The sequence below is a fragment of the Coleofasciculus sp. G2-EDA-02 genome (assembly GCF_040226375.1).
Taxonomy (GTDB): Bacteria; Cyanobacteriota; Cyanobacteriia; order Cyanobacteriales; family Coleofasciculaceae; genus Coleofasciculus.
This window is the reverse complement of sequence record NZ_JAVKEW010000128.1, coordinates 26,776-48,411: the sequence shown is the minus strand read 5'-3', so window position 1 is coordinate 48,411 and position 21,636 is coordinate 26,776. Positions and strand designations below refer to the sequence as shown.

General features: G+C 46.1%; 21 protein-coding genes. 13 read left to right on the top strand and 8 right to left on the bottom strand.

From position 1 onward, the window contains the following. Positions 1-241: 241 nt before the first annotated feature. The 3 genes from thiL to RLO19_RS14725 all read right to left on the bottom strand — a co-directional run bounded on the left by thiL (position 242) and on the right by RLO19_RS14725 (position 2,799). The gene (gene thiL / locus RLO19_RS14735; RefSeq protein ID WP_446357509.1) at positions 242-1,249 is read right to left on the bottom strand and encodes a thiamine-phosphate kinase; all 1,008 of its coding nucleotides are present in this window, start codon (positions 1,247-1,249) and stop codon (positions 242-244) included. Positions 1,250-1,273: 24 nt separating this feature from the next. Continuing rightward, complete coding sequence (locus tag RLO19_RS14730) at positions 1,274-1,567, bottom strand: hypothetical protein (RefSeq protein WP_446357507.1); 294 nt, start codon at positions 1,565-1,567, stop codon at positions 1,274-1,276. Between the two features lie 107 nt (positions 1,568-1,674). Continuing rightward, a complete protein-coding gene (locus RLO19_RS14725; protein WP_446357506.1) occupies positions 1,675-2,799 on the bottom strand; it encodes a peptidylprolyl isomerase in 1,125 nt (374 codons plus the stop codon). A gap of 338 nt (positions 2,800-3,137) precedes the next feature. On the opposite strand from RLO19_RS14725, the gene efp reads away from it, so the two are divergent. The 3 genes from efp (at position 3,138) to RLO19_RS14710 (ending at position 4,871) form a co-directional block, all read left to right on the top strand. Next, on the top strand, positions 3,138-3,695 hold the full coding sequence (efp, locus tag RLO19_RS14720; protein WP_446357504.1) for an elongation factor P: 558 nt from the start codon (positions 3,138-3,140) through the stop codon (positions 3,693-3,695). Between the two features lie 201 nt (positions 3,696-3,896). Continuing rightward, a complete protein-coding gene (gene accB / locus RLO19_RS14715; protein ID WP_446357502.1) occupies positions 3,897-4,430 on the top strand; it encodes an acetyl-CoA carboxylase biotin carboxyl carrier protein in 534 nt (177 codons plus the stop codon). A gap of 87 nt (positions 4,431-4,517) precedes the next feature. Further along, positions 4,518-4,871 (top strand): ArsR/SmtB family transcription factor, encoded by a 354-nt coding sequence (locus tag RLO19_RS14710; protein WP_446357500.1) that lies wholly within the window; start codon positions 4,518-4,520, stop codon positions 4,869-4,871. 85 nt (positions 4,872-4,956) lie between these two features. Here RLO19_RS14710 and RLO19_RS14705 read toward each other — a convergent pair whose 3' ends face one another. Continuing rightward, entirely contained in the window at positions 4,957-5,565 is a 609-nt protein-coding gene (locus RLO19_RS14705; protein WP_446357498.1) for a GerMN domain-containing protein, read from the bottom strand. Between the two features lie 321 nt (positions 5,566-5,886). Continuing rightward, positions 5,887-6,675, bottom strand: a complete 789-nt coding sequence (locus tag RLO19_RS14700) for an LmeA family phospholipid-binding protein (RefSeq protein WP_446357496.1) — start codon at positions 6,673-6,675, stop codon at positions 5,887-5,889. Positions 6,676-6,908: 233 nt separating this feature from the next. Between RLO19_RS14700 and RLO19_RS14695 the strand changes: the two genes are divergently transcribed. Then, entirely contained in the window at positions 6,909-8,441 is a 1,533-nt protein-coding gene (locus RLO19_RS14695) for an FAD-dependent oxidoreductase (RefSeq protein ID WP_446357495.1), read from the top strand. A gap of 86 nt (positions 8,442-8,527) precedes the next feature. Here the strand turns inward: RLO19_RS14695 and RLO19_RS14690 are convergent, their stop codons facing one another. Continuing rightward, the gene (locus RLO19_RS14690; protein WP_446357493.1) at positions 8,528-9,316 is read right to left on the bottom strand and encodes a Uma2 family endonuclease; all 789 of its coding nucleotides are present in this window, start codon (positions 9,314-9,316) and stop codon (positions 8,528-8,530) included. Between the two features lie 129 nt (positions 9,317-9,445). On the opposite strand from RLO19_RS14690, the gene RLO19_RS14685 reads away from it, so the two are divergent. Continuing rightward, positions 9,446-10,618 (top strand): GTPase, encoded by a 1,173-nt coding sequence (locus RLO19_RS14685; protein WP_446357491.1) that lies wholly within the window; start codon positions 9,446-9,448, stop codon positions 10,616-10,618. Between the two features lie 73 nt (positions 10,619-10,691). Beyond that, a complete protein-coding gene (locus RLO19_RS14680) occupies positions 10,692-10,835 on the top strand; it encodes a hypothetical protein (RefSeq protein WP_446357489.1) in 144 nt (47 codons plus the stop codon). 183 nt (positions 10,836-11,018) lie between these two features. On the opposite strand, the gene RLO19_RS14675 is transcribed toward RLO19_RS14680, so the two are convergent. Beyond that, positions 11,019-13,397, bottom strand: coding sequence for a putative PEP-binding protein (locus tag RLO19_RS14675; RefSeq protein WP_446357487.1), 2,379 nt, complete (start codon positions 13,395-13,397; stop codon positions 11,019-11,021). A 185-nt stretch (positions 13,398-13,582) separates the two neighbouring features. Between RLO19_RS14675 and RLO19_RS14670 the strand changes: the two genes are divergently transcribed. Next, a complete protein-coding gene (locus tag RLO19_RS14670; RefSeq protein WP_446357485.1) occupies positions 13,583-14,026 on the top strand; it encodes a SufE family protein in 444 nt (147 codons plus the stop codon). A 47-nt stretch (positions 14,027-14,073) separates the two neighbouring features. Here the strand turns inward: RLO19_RS14670 and rlmN are convergent, their stop codons facing one another. Beyond that, entirely contained in the window at positions 14,074-15,153 is a 1,080-nt protein-coding gene (gene rlmN, locus RLO19_RS14665; protein WP_446357483.1) for a 23S rRNA (adenine(2503)-C(2))-methyltransferase RlmN, read from the bottom strand. A gap of 340 nt (positions 15,154-15,493) precedes the next feature. Here rlmN and kaiC point away from each other — a divergent pair, with 340 nt between their 5' ends. From kaiC to RLO19_RS14635, 6 genes are all read left to right on the top strand, one after another. Continuing rightward, a complete protein-coding gene (gene kaiC / locus RLO19_RS14660) occupies positions 15,494-17,188 on the top strand; it encodes a circadian clock protein KaiC (protein WP_446357481.1) in 1,695 nt (564 codons plus the stop codon). A gap of 129 nt (positions 17,189-17,317) precedes the next feature. Further along, the gene (locus tag RLO19_RS14655; protein WP_446357479.1) at positions 17,318-17,668 is read left to right on the top strand and encodes a circadian clock KaiB family protein; all 351 of its coding nucleotides are present in this window, start codon (positions 17,318-17,320) and stop codon (positions 17,666-17,668) included. A gap of 174 nt (positions 17,669-17,842) precedes the next feature. After that, a complete protein-coding gene (locus RLO19_RS14650; RefSeq protein WP_446357477.1) occupies positions 17,843-18,337 on the top strand; it encodes a DUF427 domain-containing protein in 495 nt (164 codons plus the stop codon). A gap of 64 nt (positions 18,338-18,401) precedes the next feature. Then, positions 18,402-19,280 (top strand): prolipoprotein diacylglyceryl transferase, encoded by an 879-nt coding sequence (gene lgt, locus RLO19_RS14645; protein ID WP_446357475.1) that lies wholly within the window; start codon positions 18,402-18,404, stop codon positions 19,278-19,280. An 811-nt stretch (positions 19,281-20,091) separates the two neighbouring features. After that, a complete protein-coding gene (cobM, locus tag RLO19_RS14640) occupies positions 20,092-20,946 on the top strand; it encodes a precorrin-4 C(11)-methyltransferase (RefSeq protein WP_446357515.1) in 855 nt (284 codons plus the stop codon). Between the two features lie 183 nt (positions 20,947-21,129). Next, on the top strand, positions 21,130-21,582 hold the full coding sequence (locus RLO19_RS14635; RefSeq protein WP_446357473.1) for a zf-TFIIB domain-containing protein: 453 nt from the start codon (positions 21,130-21,132) through the stop codon (positions 21,580-21,582). Positions 21,583-21,636 lie beyond the last annotated feature (54 nt).

Here is a 21,636-nt window from a genome sequence, read left to right as displayed (position 1 = left end):
TTGATAATTGACAATTGATTAATTGGGTCTAAGACCTCTTCGTTTACGAAGAAATTAAAAAAGATTTTCCTTAATTTCAATCCTCTTCTTTTAAGGAGAGGTCATTATCCATTGTTCATTATCCATTGTCAATTTGTGAATACTTTCTCTACAAAAACCTTCTCAAAGAGTCTATATGAGCGCACAGTTTCCCATTATAAAATAATACTATCAAAAACTAAGTGAATTGTCTAGATTTCTTTCAAAAATGCTGAAATCCCCGACTCAGGGTTAATAATTCATCCGCATAAATTCCCGTGCTATCTGTGAGACAAACCTCCGTACCGGATGTAATGTAACCAATAATTGCTGATCCGGCTGGCAATTTCTTGACCAATTCCTGCGCCAAGGGTTGAGGTAGACATAAAACCAGTTCAAAGTCTTCACCCCCATACAAAACCCAATCCCAGACTTGTTCAGGAGAAGCCAGCTCAGGCAATACTGAGGGGATGGGAATAGCATCCCGTTCCACCAGAGCCCCCACTCCACTCGCGCGACAGATTTGGGCGATCGCATCGGCAAGTCCATCGCTGCTATCCATTGCTGTTAGGGGGATTTGGGATTGGGAGGCTAAAATTTCCCAGAGTTGGGGTAAGATATCGAACCTCGGCTGAGGGCGTTGGTGGGCTTGGATGAGACGCGATCGCTCTTTTTCACTCAAGTCTTTACCGAATTCTGGATTCAGTAATAATTCCAACCCGACTCGTGCTGCACCATGCACTCCCGTCACCACGATTGCATCTCCGACTTGAGCCTGAGAACGACGCATGACGCGCTCTTGTAAGACTTGACCGAATGCGGTAATTGACACCGTAATCACCGGGGAATGACAAACATCACCCCCGACAATGGGCGTATTATACAACTGTAAACACTCAGACATGCCTTGGTAGAGTCGTTCAACCCAACTCACCGCCACATCACCCGGAAGACTCAAACCAACAGTAATCCCCAGAGGCGATGAACCCATTGCGGCTAAATCCGATAAATTCGCCGCCGCCCCACGCCAACCTACATCTTCCGCCGAAGTCGTGCGATCGCTAAAATGTACTCCATCCACCAACACATCCGTTGTCACCACTAATAACTGCCCAGGTTCTGGACTTGGCATAACCGCCGCATCATCACCCACAATATCTGAGGGACAAAAGCGCTGTAATCGTTTTAAAACACCCTGTTCTCCAATATCTCTAATCACATCATTAGTCATTTGTCAATTTATTGGTTTCATCATTCATTCATTGCGCCGATGCAATTTAGGAAAGCGATAGTAGGTATCTCCATCCGCATCAACTTCTGGGACAGCATTAAACACCTGAACTTGGTGTTCCAAATACTGCTGTGCGATTTCGGGTTCAACTCTAGCCGCCGCAGCTAACTGAATCAGAGAAATACAGCTATTTTCAGCTTCTAATAACTGATAAAAGCTTTCCTCTAGCTGATTTTGTTGGCTGCGGGTGGCTCTTTGCAGGAACAAGATACCTAAGACACCTAAAGTGATGACCAATAGCAAATCAATAATTGGCATATTCAAGGAACAGGGAATGGGGAACACAGAACAACTGGAGTACCTCCGATAACCTGCAATTAATCCCACGTCTCAACTCGAAAGGTGAGCGTGGGATCAATTGCTATTTAAGCTAAATTATCAGCACCCTGAACGACTTTAGCTGACTCAATGATATCGCCAAGTTCCAGCTTATCTAATACATCTTTCCCCTCGACAACATAACCAAAGACAGCATAACGCCCATCCATGAGATTAAAGCCGGGAGGGGTTAACTCAGTATCAAACTTAAAGAAAAAGAACTGAGAAGAACCGCCATTGGGGTCATCTCCTGGACGCGCCATGGCGACAGCACCGTAAGCGGAGAAAGGAAGCACGGGTTCATCTAAGTAGATCCCCGCCTGTTCTAAGGTCATACCATAGATAGGTTCCTCATCTCCCCTAACTAACACCTCCAAGGGAATAGCCCGATATTCCCCTGTTTTGGGTTCAATAAACCCAGCTTCAGGTCCGGGTGGATCACCGGTTTGGACGTAGAGCTCGTCTGTGCGAGTAATTGCCAGACCATCATAGAAACCCCGTTGCACCAAATCAACAAAGTTACCCGCCGTAACCGGGGCGCTATAACCATCGACGACGAGGGTTATATCACCTTTATTCGTCGCTATCTCTACCGTGGCGCGACCTTTGAGTTGAGGCAAATTACTATACTCTGAGGGAACCTCAAAGGGAAATCCCTTGACCATCATTTGTTCGAGTTCGCCCACTTTGTCAAGGATTTTGCCTCGCTCAATCCAGATGGCTTCTTTATCCTTGGCTTCAACCGCTTCTCGGAGTGAAACGATATCATCTCTCATGGCAGTAATGATCGCTTCAGCTTGCGGTTTTTGCTCCTCTGGGATGTCAGCCAGCACTTTTTCTGGGCGATTGCTCAAAATGACATCCGCTTGAGTAATATCCCGATTAATCGGACTCCAGCGTTTTCCGCGTAACTGAGTGGCAATATCTTCTAGACTCGCTTGCACATCCCGCACCGTTTGGTTATCAATGGGCAGAGCATACCGCAACAGGGCTTTGCCATCTGTAATCGCATTCCCTTGCGCCAAGCGACTTTCTCGGACAGGTTGATCATTGCCAAAACTCCACCAGGCGCCGCTTAAACCTACGGAGAGTGTCACCAGTAGCAGCGCCACAAAACTGGTTTTGATCAGGCGTTGGCACCAATCGAGCTTGAGAATTTTTAAAGGTCGCATAAACATATTGCCTAAGGCTGAATACCATTAGGGTTGAGGCTAACTTACAGTATGGAAACAGACATTCTTCATATTGCCATAAGCGGTGTCCGTGCCAAAACTGCACGACTGCGATATCTCCTGTACACGCCTAGGGTAAAATGAAGTGCCGATTGTTATGGGTGTAGTAGTTCACTGAGGTCTTGCGTTACACTGACTAACTAATTTCCGTATTTTTTCGGGAAATTAGAAGCTGTAGATTAGTTTATTGATAGGAAAGCGGCATACCCCGCCCCGCTTTCCTCTCCGGCGAAACCATCAAAGGCGTAAGCAGGAGTATCGAGCGGGAAAGAGGACTAATGATTTCAAGTAATGACTTTCGCACGGGTGTCACGATTGAGTTGGAAGGAGCGGTGTGGCGGGTGGTGGAGTTTCTCCACGTTAAGCCCGGAAAAGGTTCGGCGTTTGTCCGCACCAAGCTGAAAAATGTCCAAACCGGGAATGTGATGGAAAAAACTTTTAGGGCGGCGGAAACAGTGCCCCAGGCTACCCTGGAAAAACGCACCATGCAGTATACCTACAAAGAGGCTGACCAATTTGTCTTCATGGATATGGAAACCTTTGAGGAAAATCGTCTCAATGAAGACCAAATTGGCGATCGCGTCAAGTATCTCACCGAAGGGATGGAAGTCAATGTGGTGACTTGGAATGACCAAGTGCTAGAAGTGGAGTTGCCAAACTCCGTGGTGCTCGAAGTTGTGGAGACTGATCCGGGTGTCAAAGGTGATACCGCGACAGGTGGCACTAAACCGGCTACGGTTTCTACAGGAGCGCAAGTGATGGTACCGCTATTTATTTCCGTAGGCGAGCGGATTAAAATCGATACTCGTAACGATTCGTATCTCGGTCGTGAGTAAATGGATCGCAACCAATCAATCAACAGTATTATCGGGTGTTGGGTTTCAATGGGTGGGGTTTTGGCTGGTTGAACCGCAATATAAGGCGGATACCAAACACCCATGAAAGCCCCGCTCAAATCCTGTCAATCCTGCTTTTTTGATCATGTAAAACAAACAAGCGTGAATCTTTTTTAGAATTCCTACTCTCTAAATTTAGTTGTGCCACTAGACTTCAACCAAATCCGTGAACTGCTAACCGCGATCGCTCAAACTGATATTGCGGAAGTAACGTTAAAAAGTGCTGATTTTGAACTGACGGTACGCAAAGGCTCGTCCGTCAGCCCTCCTATCGACTCGACGGTGAGTCGAACAGATCCCGCCGTGGCTTCCAGCTTGGGAACGGCTGTGGCTGGAGTCGCTCCCCCAACGCCCCCCGCTCCTATACCCGAGGCAGCACCGTCTGGGTTCCCAGCAACAGCTTCAGCTACACCGTCTCCAAAAGTAGAGTCACAATGGGAAGAGGTGAAGTCGCCCATGGTTGGCACATTTTATCGGGCACCATCGCCAGATGATGCTCCTTATGTCGAAGTTGGCGATCGGGTTCGCGTCGGTCAAACGATCTGTATAATTGAAGCGATGAAGCTGATGAATGAACTCGAAGCCGAGATATCAGGACAAGTGATGGAAATTTTGGTCGAAAATGGCGATCCGATTGAATATGGTCAACCGTTAATGAGGATTAATCCAGGGTAAATGAGGAGGAGTGATGATTACTATATTGTTATAAATTGACAAAAAATAGGCTAAAATTTGATGATCACCTAATTTCGGGTTAGACCGATGCCAAGACTAAAAACTGTCCCCCAAGAGGTCGTCCAACAAGTTTCTGAGTATTTTAGTATTTTAAGCGAGCCCATGCGCCTGCGCCTGCTGAATTTACTCCGCGAAGGTGAAAAATGTGTCCAAGAATTGGTAGAAGCTACAGAAACGAGTCAGGCAAATGTCTCTAAGCACCTAAAAGTGATGCTTCAGGCGGGAATACTCAGCCGCCGCACTGAAGGCACATCTGCCTACTATAAGGTGGAAGATGAGCTGATTTTTGAGCTATGTAATTTAGTATGCGATCGCCTCGCTACCCGCATCGAACAGCAAGCTCGCCATTTTCGGAACTTCAGCTTAACCAATAAAGGTTGACTTCTCCCTGGTATAGCATTTTCGGAACTTCAGCTTAACCAATAAATGACGAACCCCGCCGTCAACTTCAATTCTCTCCGACTATTTAGAGTGGAAAGTTTGTCTCAAAGTCTTGGCGAGTCATCGGTTGATCGACGATCAACCCTTCACCTCCTAAGACTTCTAGCGGTTTTCCTCCCACATCAATCCAGACCTGAGCATCCGGATCTAAACTGGTGGCTGTGTAGATAATTTGTCCGAGGCGGCTTTGCATGGAAGCACTGCCACCCCCTGTGGTAAAGTCAACAGATAGATCCAGATGCACTCCGTCAGATTTGACAGACAGATTCCGTAGCTGAGTTTCTTCGGGAATTGCTGATGCGATCGCTTCCTCCTCAGGTCCTGCCAATAATTGCTCGAATGCCATCTCTAACGCTTCAGAGGGGTTATCCACATTTTCGACAGTGATGGAACTGGGAACCAGTTCAATTTGATTATTGACATCATCAACCCAATACACTTGAACCTTTTGTTCTGTCGCTGGCGGTGTGTCTTGGGGCGATTGGGAGAGGGTAGGAACTTCGGATTGGGGGGGTGAGCCGGTAATCGTGTTCCGCGCCCACCAAGCGCCTCCAGCAGCGGCGGCTAACATGACGACGGAAACACCAGCAACCAAACTTGTGGGAATACGACCTGTGTCTTGTGGATTTTGCATACTTATTACCTTTCTAATCGTGTAACATTGTGTAGGATTAAGAAAACATCTGATATTGTTTCACTGACAATGTTCCCTCTGTTTCCTTAACAAGGGCGGGTTTAGTTCAGTTAGGGCTTATCTCCAAAACGTTATCCCTAAAACCCGCCCCTACAGAACGTGTGGGAAATATCTGAGGTGAAGGTCTAGTGCAAGAAGGCAGAAATAACTGAACAGTTAACTGCTCCCCCTGCTCCCAGACGTAGCATGCTACGTCTCTACATTGCTCCCCCTGCTTTAACAGCATAGACAAAGCTGCTCAAGGACTTCCGCCGCGCTGCACTAGTCCCCTGGTGGTACATCAGCTCGCACAAATGCTGCTACCTGTAGATCCTGATTATCTATTTCTAATTGTAAGAGTCTGACGGTAATACCAGCATCTTCCAAGCTACGGAGATTGACGCTTTCGCTTAATCTCCTGGCGAACCCTTCAACCAAACGAGACGGAAGCGCTTGACCATCTACACTAACCTTTGGTTCAATCAGTTGCAAACGATTTCCGGCTTCAATCCCCAATCCGGATTCCACAACGATGGCTAGGGATTGACGATTCCCTTCCACCGCATCCACTTGGAAACGCAGGCGATTATTTCCCAGCAACTCTAATTGAGGATTGAGAAACTGGTAACGCTGTGCGGTATCTCCCGATAGACGACTACCCAGTTGTTGCAATTTTGCCGCCACTGGCGCAGACTGAAGCATCTGGTTGAGATCTGATTCGGTGAAAACCAAACGCACCCCTGCTTGTAACGGTTGACGCAATGATGCTAAGGGAGAGGATTGACCCTCCTGTCTTAAACGTTTTATATCCAGATTAATCGGATCAGTTTCTACCTCCAGAGCATCAATCCGAATTTCTGGCGTCAACCATAACCCTCGACCGGCGATACGGACTTGTTCGAGTTTCCCTTGCAAAGCTCGGTAATTCGGTGTATTGTCAATCCGAACATCGAGCTGTTCGACTTTCTCAAATTGAGAACTCAGGACATTTTCCACCACGCGATCGATAATTAAACCCGGAGGGGAAACCAGCGTGAGTAACCCTGATAGGAGAATGCTCAAAATTTCCATGATTTAGTGGAGTAGGTTGGTCAGTTGAATGGTCGATAAGCCATGAATTATTATGCCACAACCATTGCTAATTATTGTTTTGAGCAGTTCGACACAAACTGGCGCGTGTTGCTTGCTCTCTAAGCTATTACAGGAGAAAAACATCAATTGTCTTTTCTTCCACCCGCAGATAGATGAAGGCTAATCCTAGTCCTCAATTACAGTAGGACAATACCGCATAATTTTATAAACCCATGACTTTAATTGCTGGAAAACCCACTTCATTTTGGATTGATTCAACCCCAACCTCTACATTTTCTCCCTTTATCAATAATCTAGTCGTCGATGTGGCGATTGTTGGTGGGGGAATGGCTGGATTAACCGCTGCAACACTCTTAAAACGCGCGGGTAAAACCGTTGCCGTGATTGAATCTCAACGAGTGGCAATGGGGGTGAGTGGTCATACAACGGCAAAGATAACATCGCTGCACCAGTTAATCTATGCCGATCTAATTCAGCAATTCGGGGAAGACAAAGCTCGCCTTTATGGAGAGTCTAACCAGGCGGCGATTGAGCAGGTGGCTCAACTGGTTCAAGAGGAACAGATTGATTGTGATTTTAGCCGTCAAAGTGCCTACACTTTTGCCGATTCTCCAGAAAATTTGAGTAAAATTGAAGCCGAAGTGGAAGCGGCGGTAAAATTGGGACTTCCTGCTTCTTTTGTGAAAGATACCTCACTCCCCTTTCCGATTGCGGGAGCGGTTAAATTTGAAAATCAAGCTCAGTTTCACGCCCGGAAATATTTGCTCCATCTGGCTAGAACGATTCCGGGTAATGGTAGCTATTTATTTGATGATACGCGAGTTGAAGGCGTTGATGAAGATAGCCCTTGTCAAGTTAAAACGACTCGGGGGGTACTTAAAGCCAAAGATGTTATTGTCACGACAAATTTACCCATTCTGGATCAGGGACTGTTTTTTGCTAAAGCTTATCCGAAACGTTCTTATATTGTCGCCGCGCCAATTGATCCAGCCAAAGCACCCGATGGGATGTTTATTGGTGTCGGTGAGCATTATCGATCGCTGCGGACGACGCCCTACAATAATGGTGTACTCTTACTGATTGGTGGTGAGAGTCATAAAACGGGTACAGTCAGCCAGACAGAGGAACGATATTTGCGTTTAGAAGACTATGGTCGCACCTATTTTGGTATTGATACCTTCGAGTATCGCTGGTCAACCCAGGATATGGTATCTTTTGATAAATTACCCTACATTGGCAAATTGACCCCGGTAAACAATCATATTTACGTCGCCACGGGATTTAGTCTCTGGGGTATGACTAAGAGTACCCTATCGGGGATGATCCTGTCTGATCTGATTTTAGGACAATCCAATCCCTGGGCAAATCTTTATGACGCCACTCGCGCCACTCCCTTTATCTCGGAAACCTCGATCAAAGAGAACCTCGATGTGGGTAAGCATTGGATTGCCGATCGCTTTAAGGGATTAGATGACTCCTCTTTCGCTGATGTGACTAAAGGGGAAGGGAAACTGCTCACCCTTGATGGGAACAAAGTCGCCGCTTACCGGGATGAAAAGGGTTCCATTCATGCAGTTTCTGCCGTTTGCCCTCACTTAGGCTGTATTGTTAACTGGAATAGCGCTGAGAAGAGTTGGGATTGTCCCTGTCACGGTTCCCGTTTTAGCTGTGATGGACAAATTCTCCACGGACCTGCGGTGAAGGAGATGGAAAGGGTTAAATATAACAGTAGACACATCGATTAGGACTTTCCGAACCGTTGTAGAGACGTTGCATGCAACGTCTCTACCAAATGATGCGTCCTAACCGCTATGGCGATTGCTATAACTGCTCACGCCTCTGGTTCAATTCCAGCCGCTCTTAACTGGGCTATCAAAGATTGAACTCGTTGCTGTTCCTGTTGTGCGCGTTGTCGTTCTTGTTCAGCACGTTGTCGTTCTTGTTCAGCACGTTGTCGTTCCTGTTGTGCACGTTGTCGTTCCTGCTCCACTAATTCTACTCCCCAGGGTAAAAGTTGCCCAGATTCATCCCACCACCGCAACCAATACCCTTGGCGGTTTCCCTTGGTTCCTTCCCACACACCTAAAAATAAACCGAGTGTATCTATCCAGTAGCGATTCTCTTGGGGTTGTTGCAAGATATAACGCCCAGAATCGTTGAGCTGATAAACTTCTAGCACCCCTTGTTGGGGTTCAAAAATCCCATACTGGGGGACTCGCAACACTTGCTCATAAAAATACCATTTTCCTGGAGGATAGGTAGGTTTGATGGAATATTCACCGCCTTCTGTATCTGAGAGAAACTCGATCACAATCCCTGGAATATCCCCTTGCAGGTGAGGCGTATAACTACGACGCACAAATTCTTGCGACACTTCAATCCGAGGGATATACATCCAATCGGGAGCTTTAACCACAATCTTGCCATCTAACCGAGCGCAGACACCGTAATTAGTGGCGACAAGCATAGTTTCTCGCAATCGCCCCGTCACTTCTAAACTGTCGCTCAACGCGGCGGCTAATGCAGGCTGATCAATATTATCCACTGGTTCATCCGGTAAGGGGAAATCATCGGGTAGCTTCTCCCAGGTAATTTTAGTTTTGGCTGTTACCGTTGTCATCAGGTATCCTCTCCCTATCCGTAAGCCCTATTGTAGATAAAGATAAAGCGCGATCGCAGGACTTGATACACTAATAAAGCAGTGGATAGCGTCGTTCTATCCCAGACAACGACCAAGGAATAACTGGGAATGGCAGAGGATTTTTCAGTTGATCAGCTTTTGGATAAAATGAGCGAAGCCTACGAAGATGCCGGAAAGGACACGGGAGAGTGTAATGTATTGGTAATTGGCAAAACGGGTGTGGGCAAAAGTACACTGATTAATGCTATTTTCCAATCTCGTTTAGCAGAAACCGGGGTTGGCTACCCGGTTACCCAAACCATCCGACGCTACCGGAAAAAAGGCTGTCCGATTACGGTTTATGATACACCCGGACTCGAACTCAATCCTGAACAGATTCAACAGGTGCGCTTAGATGTAGCAGAACTCATTGAAACCCAAAGACTACAAGCTGCTAAAGAACATATTCATGTAATTTGGTACTGTTTAGAACATGAGGCGGGACGGTTTGATCAAGTTGAGGAAGAATGGCTGAATAGGCTAAATCTACAAGATGTACCAATTATTTTAGTCTTAACCCAAACTTTAACCCGAAAGCGCAGTGAGTTTCAAGTCTTCTTGGATAGTAAAAATTTACCTGTTTGTCAGGTTGTTGCGGTTCTCGCTGAGCCTAAACCCATCGATGATGATTATACGATTAAAGTCCATGGTTTAGATCATCTGGTTGAGGTAACGGCTAACCTTCTGTCTACCGAAGCCCGCAAGGCTTTCCTCAGAGAACAGACGCGCAATATTACCTTAAAATCCAGTGAGGCGTTTAAATATGTGAGTGGATATGTAGCGGGTTCTGCATTAATCGGTGCATCTCCGATTCCCTTTTCTGATGCACCGATATTAGTTGCCATGCAAACTGTGATGCTGGCGAATATCACGGCTATCTTTGGCTTACCCTTTGATCGCGCCTTTACCAGCACCGTACTCTCGACGATTGTCGGGGTTGGCGGCGTGGCAACCGTTGGCAGAGCGATCGCGGCGAACTTACTTAAAATGATACCCGGTGCTGGGACAATTGTGGGGGGTGCAATCTCCGCCTCCACCGCCGCCGCGCTAACGTTGGCACTGGGTTTAGCTTATATCGAGTCTCTTAAATATTACCTGAAACGTAAGCTGGCGGGACACGAAATTCCTCTATCTGAACTGGCAAGAATTATTCTTGAACAATATAAATTTTATGCCAAAACGGGTCAAAAAACCCTCAAAGATGAAACCGTGACACCCCCTCGTAAAATCGATATTGAATAACTAATAACCATATTCTTAAATATCAATTATAGCAATCGCCATAGCGGTTAGGACGCATCATTTAGTAGAGACGTTGCATGCAACGTCTCTACAACAGGAAAGGAAAGTCCTAATCGATGTGTCTACTGCTATACCAGGCAATGGCAATCGCTTTTTCACACCCACCTTTGAGTTTGGCTTTAAGAAGGGCATTGGCACTGTCTTGAATACTGCCTGATTAAGGAGCGTTTTTTCTTGACCTTGAACGTCGTTAAGGGGTTTATAGGAGCGCACATTTTCCCATGATATAAAAATACCTGAAAAGTCAACAAAAGTCAAGGGATGAATATATTTTTTTCGGATATAATGTATGAAGTTATAGAATTCGTCTATCAGACCTGTAGTTATTTGAAAGGTCGCATTACCCATTTAAAGAGCGCCGTGCAGCGGCTAAAAGTAACCGTTGTTCTGCGCGAGCGATCGCGTGATAAGTCGCTTCGACATCATTCACATCCACAGAAATAGACTGAATTCCCCATTCCACCAAAGATGTAACTAATTCCGGATACTGGGCTGGGGCTTGACCACATATTGCACAAGGAATACCCGCCACCTTTGCCATATCAATCAATTGCTTAATCGCTCCCATGACAGCGGGATGACGTCCATCTAAACTCGAACCCAACTCCCCCAAATTGCGATCGGCGGCTAATAACAATTGTGTCAGATCATTCGTACCAATCGAGATTCCCTGCACACCCGCCTTAACATAATCCGGAAGTAAAAACAGTACCGATGGCACTTCTGCCATAATCCAAAGTTGAAACTGAGGATTATCCATTAATCCCGCTTGTTCAACCCGACGGCGACAAAAGGTAAACTCTTCAACGGTTCGCACAAAAGGCAACATTAACTGAACATTACTATACCCTTGAGCATAAAGTTGATGTAACGCCGCCAGTTCCAAATCAAAACTCGTCGGATCATGTAAATAACGATAAGTCCCCCGTCGCCCCAACATCCCATTCACCACGGGTAACGTCGAACCCGTCATATCCGACTTATCCCCATGGATCAATTCCGCTTCACCCCAATCCAGAGAGCGGTAAAATACAGATCGTGGCATCAACGCCGCCGCAAACTCCCTGATCAATTGGGCAAGGCGGGTAACTAACTCCTGTTTCCGCCCTTGTCGCAACCATTCCTGAGGGGGTTGATTATCCAACACCTCCAAAATCATCAATTCCGATCGCAATAAGCCAATCCCATCAATCGGTAAATCCCGAATTCTTTCCAGAGATTGAGTTTGGCTAAGATTCACCAACAATTGAGTGGCAATGGGAAATCGGTTATACTCCCTCTGTGATGGAGCATCAGCAAGATTTTTCCGCTGCTGAGACGTGACATCGGCTGCTTCTACCTGTTCTGCGGCATCCCTGGCTAAACGTTGAATTTCGCCGCGATCGCCATCCACCAACAGTACCTCCCCAGTTTTTACCAATTGGGTAATCCCAGGAACACTAACCACCGCCGGAATCCCCAATTCCCTAGCCACAATTGCCCCATGACTCGTCATTCCCCCCTGTTCCGTTACCACACCGGCGGCTTGTTTTAACATCGGTAACCAATCAGGAGCAATCGTTTGAGTCACTAAAATCCGATCCGGGGGGATAGCCTGCCAATCTGGCTCCTCCCCAACCATCACTTGTGCCACGGCTGTTACTTGTCCAGACGCCGCCGGTAATCCTCGCAGTGGCTGAGGTTGGGATAGGAAGGGTTGAGAGGAAGAAACAGACTGAGGGCGAAATTGAGTCACGTACAGTTGAGATTCTGGAGTGTTGGGAATTTTACAAAGAGTCCAGTCAAAAGAAAAGGGGGGATTGAATTGCGTTTGCAGTTTTCCGGATAACGCCATAATCTGTTGCCAAGCGTTATCGTCCAAAACAAACTGCTGCTGTTCTCCTTGAGTGAGGGGATAAGCTTGCACGGCATGTCCTGTCGGTTTGGGGTTAATATAATAAGCTAGGGTTTTATTTCCCCGTAACGCGAGCAGAACGTGATGGGTAGGAGTTGCGATTTGATAGGTATCTGGTAATACTTTGCCCTGAGTAATCGCCATACCCAGTCCCCAGGTGGCTTGGATTTGCCAGATATCGGATTGCGCTTGGAGGACACCAGAAGCAACGGTTTCATAGATCGGTTGTACCAGAACCGCTAAATTAATCTGATCGAGTCCAATCCCAACACGTTGGCAGTAAAATAGGCTTTTGGCTCGAAACAGTTCTGCCCACACCTGCTTTAAGGTATGGAGCAGAGCATCCGGGTGTTTGCGGCAATAATGAGATGCCAAAAGTTCTGGAATTGGCGCAGACTCTACCCAATCCTCGCGGTTAACCTGATGGGTGGACATCTGAAGGTGCGATCGCACATCGGCAAATGACACAGATGGCTGTAAAATCAGGGCTGGGGCGTCTAGAGTTTCAACCCCATCGAGAATCTGCGATCGCCAACCTTCTGGTACTGTGGCAGAGGTAATCACTTGGTGAATATGTTGGGCAACCTGTTGCAACTGACGGGGATTATCAACATTCACGTATAACGAGGATTGAGGTAAATCGGCTAACAACGGTTCAGATTGACTTAAAGAAGCGATTACTTGCCAAAACGCGATCGCTGGAATGACAAAACCAGGAATAACCGGATAACCTTGTTGCCACAGTTGACTCAAGCCGAAGGCTTTCTCTCCCACAAGGGAACGTTGTGATGGTTGAATCTGATCCAGCCAGTAGAGATTGTCCACAATTTGCTTTGGAATACCACTCGCGGTTAAGTCATCTAGAATAACGGAAACTGGACTAAACCCGCCCTGACGGAGTTGTGAGTGTTACAGAGGTGCCATGGCGTGTCTGTTGTATGTGTTGCCTGAGTATAATCACATAAGTCTTGTTAGGATAAATGTGAACAGTAGGTCACCGAATGCTGGGTATGTCATCAACCTCAACCCCTTTACCCGATTCCCTCGCCAAAATTGTGCAGCGATTTAAGCGACGAACGAATCCTAAACAACGGTATGAACAGCTTCTGTTGTATGCCAAGAAGCTTCAGGATATGTCAGAAGCGGACAAAACGCCGGAAAATAAAGTACAAGGCTGCGTCTCTCAGGTTTACATCAGTGCCAACCTAGAAGATGGAAAGGTATGGTATCAAGGGGATTCAGATGCCCAGTTAGTCAAAGGGCTAGTCGCGCTGTTGATTGAAGGGTTGAATGGACTTCCCCCAGATGAAATTATCAACGTTTCCCCAGAGTTTATCCAAGAAACGGGGTTAAATGTCAGCTTAACCCCCTCTCGTGCTAATGGCTTCTACAATATTTTCCAGACGATGAGGAAAAAAGCCCTGGGATTTAAATTGGCAACGAATCCTAGTTAAAAAAATTAATTTATGTCCAGGTACTTACACTCACCCAGAGGGGAGAGTTAAACCGTCGAAGCCCTTAATTGTCCACAGGCGGCGTCTTTTTCTAAACCGCGAGGACGACGCACGCTGACGGCAATGTTATGCTGTTCTAAGGTATCAAGGAGGGCTTGAATCCGGCGGGGACTAGGACGCTGATAATCCACTTCGCTGATGGGATTGTAGGGAATCAAATTAACGTGACTCTGAAACCCACGTAGGTGTTGAGCTAATTCTATTCCATGTTCGGGCTGGTCATTGAGTCCTGCCAATAGGATATATTCAAAGGTGACTCGGCGTCCGGTTATCTTGACATAATCCCGACATTCCTGTAGTAAATCGGCTAAAGGATAGTGTTTAGCACTGGGAATCAGTTGTTCGCGCAGTTGCTGATTAGAAGCGTGGAGACTGACGGCAAATGTCAGTTGCAGTTTATGCTCTGCCAGTTGACGGATGCGATCGCGAATGCCTACGGTGGAGATAGTTAGCGATCGCATGCCGATGCCAATATCCTGATTGAGGGATTGCACCGCAGCGAGAACCGCCTCTAAATTGAGTAAGGGTTCTCCCATACCCATAAATACAACATTACTCACCCGTTGCCCAAAATCTTCCTGAACCGTCAAAACTTGATCAACAATCTCATGACGTTGGAGATTCCGGGTAAATCCGCCTTTCCCCGTCGCACAAAAGTCACACGCCATGGGACAACCGACTTGGGAGGAGACACAAACCGTTAACCGATTAGCGGTGGGAATCCCCACTGTTTCGATAATATTACCATCTGCCAACCTCAGCAAATATTTAACCGTGCGATCGGGAGCCTGAGAGCGATAATGTAAAGTAGAGCGACCAATGGGGACATCAACTAAAGCCTCTCGCCATGACTTGGAAAAGACCGAAATCTCACTTAGCGATCGCGCCCCTTTTTGATAAATCCAGTTATGAAGCTGACGCCCCCGATAGGCGGGTTGTCCTTGCTGTTGTACCCACTGGGTTAACTCAGCGAAACTTGCCCCTAATAGGGGTGTATTGGTTACATCTTGCTGAAGATTTTCTGGGGAGACGGGAGAATGGGGGGACGGGGTGACGGGATAAATCATAAGTCTGATGATTCTTTGATTCCACAGATTGTTTATTTTGTCAAGAACATTAGCGGGAATAGAAATGAGAGTGAAGCAGTCGGGTTTAGATCTGATTCTACCGCCTCAGTAGGAGTTGGAGTGGGGAACCGTCGAGATACAATCAATAAAGAATAAATCTAAAGCATAAATTGACTCAATTATTGCTCTAATCAAAAGATAGCCAAATTCTCTCTAAGTTAGGTTGGTGAAAATAAATCCTACTATATTAATTGATGTAAATCTTGCTTAAACCCTTCCCAATGACGTAACTTGCTTCTCACTCCCTTGATTATGACATAAGACGAATGACAGAAGACGAATGACAAAAAAAGCCAAACTGATCAAATGTCCAACTGGTATCCAAGGACTTGATGAAATTACCAATGGCGGATTACCTCAAGGGCGTCCCACATTAGTTTGCGGTCAAGCAGGCTGTGGTAAGACACTCATGGCAATGGAATTTCTGGTACGCGGCGCCATGGAGTACGAGGAACCGGGTGTTTTCATGTCCTTTGAAGAGTCGCCAGAGGAACTGACGCAGAATGTCGCCTCCCTCGGTTGGGATTTACCAGCATTAGCCGATCAAAAGAAGCTAGCGATTCATTATGTGCATATTGATCGCACTCAGATTCAGGAAACAGGTGAATATGATCTCGAAGCCTTATTTATTCGTCTCGGCTATGCCATAGACTCAATTAACGCCAAGCGAGTTGCCTTAGACAGCTTAGAGGCTTTGTTTGCCGGATTGCAAAATAATGCGATCGTGCGTTCTGAATTGCGGCGACTGTTTCTTTGGCTTAAGGAAAAAGGAGTGACGGCGATTATTACGGGTGAAAGTGGTCAAAATACCCTTACCCGTCAAAGTTTAGAAGAATACGTTTCTGATTGTGTCATCTTCCTCAATCAACGGATTATCAATGAACTGGCAACACGACGGTTACATGTTGTCAAATATCGCGGTTCCAGACACGGGACAAATGAATATCCCTTCTTAATTGAAGAAGACGGCATTTCGGTATTACCCCTTACCTCTGTGGGGCTAGATTATCAGGTATCCAATGAGCGGATATCCACCGGTGTTGATCGCTTAGATACCATGCTGGGAGGTGCAGGATATTTTCGTGGGAGCAGTATTTTGATTTCCGGTACAGCGGGAACAGGAAAGAGTTCGCTTTGCGCCCATTTCGCTCAGGCAACTTGCTTGCGAGGAGAACAATGTCTCTACTTTGCCTTCGAGGAATCGGCTAGTCAGATTATCCGCAATATGCGATCAATTGGCATTGATTTGGAGCCATCTGTATATAAGGGTTTATTGAAAATTAAAGCGATGCGTCCCACCTTTTATGGGTTAGAGACGCATTTAGTCAAAATTCATCATTTTGTCAATGATTTTAAACCCACTGTTGTCATCATCGATCCCATATCAAATCTGACGGATATCGGCAACTCTATGCAAGTGAAATCATTTATGATGCGTCTGATTGATTTCTTTAAAACGCACCAAATTACCACAGTTTTGACCCATCTTAATTTAGGCGGCAATCCCCAGGAACAGACAGATCTGGGCATTTCCTCGTTAATGGATACGTGGTTGTTGTTGCGGGATGAAGAAAGTGGCGGCGAACGCAATCGCTTACTTTATGTCCTGAAATCTCGTGGGATGAAACATTCTCATCAAGTCCGTGAATTCCGTTTGACAGATACGGGAGTGCAATTGGTTGATGTGTATTTAGGAGTCGGTGGTGTCATGGCGGGAACCGCACGAACCATACAAGAAGCGCAAGAAAAGGCAGAAGCATTGATTCGCCGACAAGCCATTGAACGTAAGCAGCATGAAATCGAACGCAAACGCCAGATTATGGAGGTTCAGATTCAAGCCTTGCAAGCTGAATTTGAAACTCAAAAAGAAGAAATCGAACAAATGATTCAGCAAGAGAAGTTGCGGGAGAATACACTGATAAAGGATCGCCAAAGACGGGCACAGCTACGTCATTCTGATTCTAGAGAGACTTGAGAATAGGAATGAATGAATATACGTAATGCGTAATCCGGAATAAAAAAATGGAGCGTATTGTAGCGAGCTTTTGAGGAAGTCACGGTACAATGACTAGATTGGTATTATCGGGAGGTAAAACAGAGCGTAATGAATAATTTTGAAAAAAACGAGAATCCGCTGGAGTTCATTGACAACTCTCAATCAAGTTTCGAGGCGCTGGAAAATCTGGAGGTAGAAACTTATGTTTTACGTTTGTATATTGCTCAGAATAATTTCAAGTCCATCCAAGCTGTTAAAAACATAAAAATTATCTGTGAAAAATACTTGAAAGGACGTTATGAACTGGAAGTGATTGACATCTATGAAAATCCAGAACGTTTAGAGAAAGAGCAGATTTTTGCTGTGCCAACTCTGATTAAAGAACTGCCTCCTCCTTTACAGCGATTAATTGGAGATATGACAGACATCGAAAAAGTTAGGATTTGTTTAAGTCTTTGAGTGATGGAAATATTGGTCAACGCCATTGTGTCGATTACTTGCCAGAGTATGAAACTGCCCAAAATGGATAAGATTGAGTATTGATTAGAAAATTTTCCGAAAAACTGGTAACATTAGCAACACATAAGCCAACAGAATCGAATCTACCGTCTGATTAGAGAACACAGCTAAACCGTGAAACCCAATCGTATTACTCCAGAACCTGGTCAAGAATCTGTCTGGGATTACCCACGTCCTCCACGCCTAGAGGAGACAACAAAGCATATTCGGGTAATCTTTAACGGGATTGCGATCGCAGACACCCGACGGGCAAAACGGGTATTGGAAACGAGCCATCCTCCTAGCTATTACATCCCACCGGAAGACATCAAGCTAGAACACCTTCCTAAGACAGAGCGTAAAAGTTTTTGCGAATGGAAGGGAATGGCTGGATACGCCGACGTTGTGGTGGGTGACAAGCGGGCTGCTAATGCTGGCTGGTATTATCCTGAACCAACCCCAGAGTTTTCCTCAATCAAAGACCATTTTAGCTTTTATGCCAGTAAAATGGACGCCTGCTATGTCGATGATGAGTTAGTTCAATCCCAACCCGGGGACTTCTACGGGGGATGGATCACCAAGGATATTGTCGGACCATTCAAAGGTGGAGCCGGAACAATGGGATGGTAGAGTTGAGCCTGGGAACTCACGCGAATACATTGACTATTTTTAATTCACTCTCCGCTATACCCAAATGCTGCAAGCCATACCTTCTGTGATCCTGGGGTTTCAACTTGCCTCTCCAGGACCGATTCTGGTGAAGCTAGGACCACTGACTATCAGGTGGTACGGTTTATTAATTGCTTCAGCCGTATTAATTGGAGTCAGTTTGTCCCAATATTTAGCCAAACGTCGTAATATTGACCCAAACGCGATCGCTGATTTGGCAATCTGGCTAGTGATTGCGGCAATTCCCTGTGCCAGACTTTACTATGTCTTGTTTGAGTGGGAACAATACGCCCAACGCCCGGAAGATATTATTGCAATTTGGAAAGGCGGTATCGCGATTCACGGTGCCATTTTGGGGGGACTTGTCGCCACGATCATTTTTGCCCGTGTTCAGAAACTATCGGTTTGGTTATTAGCCGATGTGGTTGTTCCTTCGCTGATTTTGGGGCAATCTATTGGACGTTGGGGAAATTTCTTTAATTCAGAAGCCTTTGGTAGTCCCACAAATTTGCCGTGGAAACTTTATATTCCTCCCCAACAGCGCCCTCCAGGGTACATGAATTATGAGTATTTCCATCCCACGTTTCTTTATGAGTCGTTGTGGAATGTATTGATTTTTGTGATAATGATCACCTTATTCTTTCGGGATTTGAAACGGAAACCGCACCTGAAAGTGGGAACATTGGCGCTCATCTATCTGGTGGGTTATAGTGCAGGTCGCATTTGGATTGAAGGATTGCGAACGGATAGCCTCATGGTGGGACCTTTACGCATTGCCCAAATAGTAAGTTTAGTGTCAATTCTCTTAGGATTGGCAGGTTTAGCATGGCTCTATTGGTTCCGTCGTCCTCTACCCGATGTTGTACCACCGGAAAATCAGCAGTGGGATACAGTTTCTGACTAACACAGGGGTCATTGGTGTCAACTTAACGCTAAAAGCAGGGGGAGCAGGGGGAGTAGAGGGAGCAGGGGAAGCAGAGGGAGCAGAGGGAGCAGGGGAAGCAGGGGAAGCAGGGGGAGCAGAGGGAGCAAGCTTCGCGCCCCAGTTTGTGTCGAACTGCTCGAAATAATAATTGGCAAGGGTTGTGGCTTAAGTTGACACGGATGAATGCTTACGCCCGGAAAAAATGCAAAATCTATTAAAAAATTTTTTAGAGGATGGTGTAAGATTTGAGTTTAAACTTTATAATTTGACAAATGACCAATGACACATAATAAAAGCCCCAGAGAAAAAATCTCTAGGACTGAACCAGGGTGCATCTACCATTTCTTTCTTCCTATTCTAATGAACCCAATCCGGACTAATTGCCTAAAAAAAAGCCCCAGAGAAAAAAATCTCTAGGACTGAACCAGGGTGCATCTACCATTTCTTTCTTCCTATCCTAATGAACCCAATCCGGACTAATCCCTTAAAAAAACAAAAGCCCCAGAGAAAAAATCTCTAGGACTGAACCAGGGTGCATCTACCATTTCTTTCTTCCTATCCCCATGAACCCAATCCGGACTAATTGCCTAAAAAAATAAAAGTCCCAGAGAAAAAATCTCTAGGACTGAATCAGGGTGCATCTACCACTTCTTATTTCCTATCCCCATGAACTTGCTCCGGAAAGGTTGCCTAAAAATAAAAGTCCCAGAGAAAAAATCTCTAGGACTAAACCAGGGTGCATCTACCATTTCTTATTTCCTATCTCCATGAACTTGCTCCGGAAATTTATATGTATCAAACCTCTGACTCTACTCAACTTCAAAACCCTCTCCCTTCCCTAGCCCCAACCGTCTACATCATTGGTGCCGGTCCTGGAGATCCGGAGTTATTAACCGTTAAAGCGGTGAAAATTCTGCAAAAAGCAGATGTTATTTTATTTGCCGACTCCTTAGTGCCATCACAAATTTTGCAGGAAACCCGTCCTGATGCAGAAATTATCCGAACTGGGAATAAAATCCTAGAAGACATCTTACCCCTGATGATCGAACGAGTGCGATCGCAAAAATCAGTCGTTCGTCTGCATTCGGGTGATCTGAGTCTATACAGCGCCATTCACGAGCAAATGCAAGCCCTTACCGAAGCGGAAATTCCCTTTGAAGTGATTCCTGGGATTAGTGCTTACCAAGCGGCTGCGGCTAAACTAGGGGTTGAACTCACAGTACCGGACGTGGTACAAACCATTATCCTGACACGCATTAGTGGTCGAGCATCAGCCGTACCCGAGCCGGAAGAATTAGCATCCCTAGCCGCGCATCAAGCCAGCCTCTGTCTTTATCTAAGCGCTCGTCATGTAGAAGCCGCCCAAGCCAAACTCCTCCAGCATTATCCAGCCAATACCCCGGTTGCTATCTGTTTCCGCATTGGTTGGTCGGATGAAAAAATCTGGCTTGTCCCTCTAGAACAAATGGCAGCACTGACTCACCAGGAAAATCTAATTCGGACAACACTTTATATTATCAGTCCCGCCTTGAGAACACCTTGGTCTTTACCAGAGGCAATATCTAGCCAAGATACTAAGACAGGGACACGTTCCCGTCTCTATCACCCGGAGCACTCCCACCTCTTTCGCCGTGAGGGGAGATAGGCTGCACAGGGGATTCAGGGAGCAGGGTTGTAGGGGCGGGTTTTACCGATAACGTTCTGGAGACACCCTAACTTGACTAAACCCGCCCTTGCAGGAGAAGAGGAGATTAGATTGACCTGCTCCCATTAGAATTCCCTGCGAGTATAGTGATTGTATTGCCTTTTCTCTGTTCCCCAGTCAACTATGAAGCCAACCGTCTGTCCTAAATGTGGTGAAAGCTTAGAGTCTATCACCCATGGTGGCATAGAAGTCGATCGCTGCTGTAACTGCAAAGGGATTTGGTTTGATTCTCTGGAAGCTGAAAAACTCAAGCGGATTAAAGACTCCGAGAGTTTGGACATTGGAAATCCAGAAATGGGACATCAATTTGATCAAGTGGATGACGATGTGGACTGTCCTCGCTGTGGCGCGACGATGTTTCGCATGATTGATATTGACAGGTATAGTATCTGGTATGAAAAATGCCCCCACTGTCACGGCGTCTGGTTAGATGCGGGTGAATTTAAGAAGTTTAAGCAGAATTTCTCACACAAAGGGATTCTAGGTCGAGTTCGCAAAACCTGGCGTCCTCGGAACGTCTGGAAAGAGGGGGGTCAGGGCGGGTTTAGTCACATCGGGGTCAAAAAGAAACGATAGTAGTAAAACCCGCCCCTACAAACCATGTTCCGTCGAACAAAGTGAAGGGTCAAA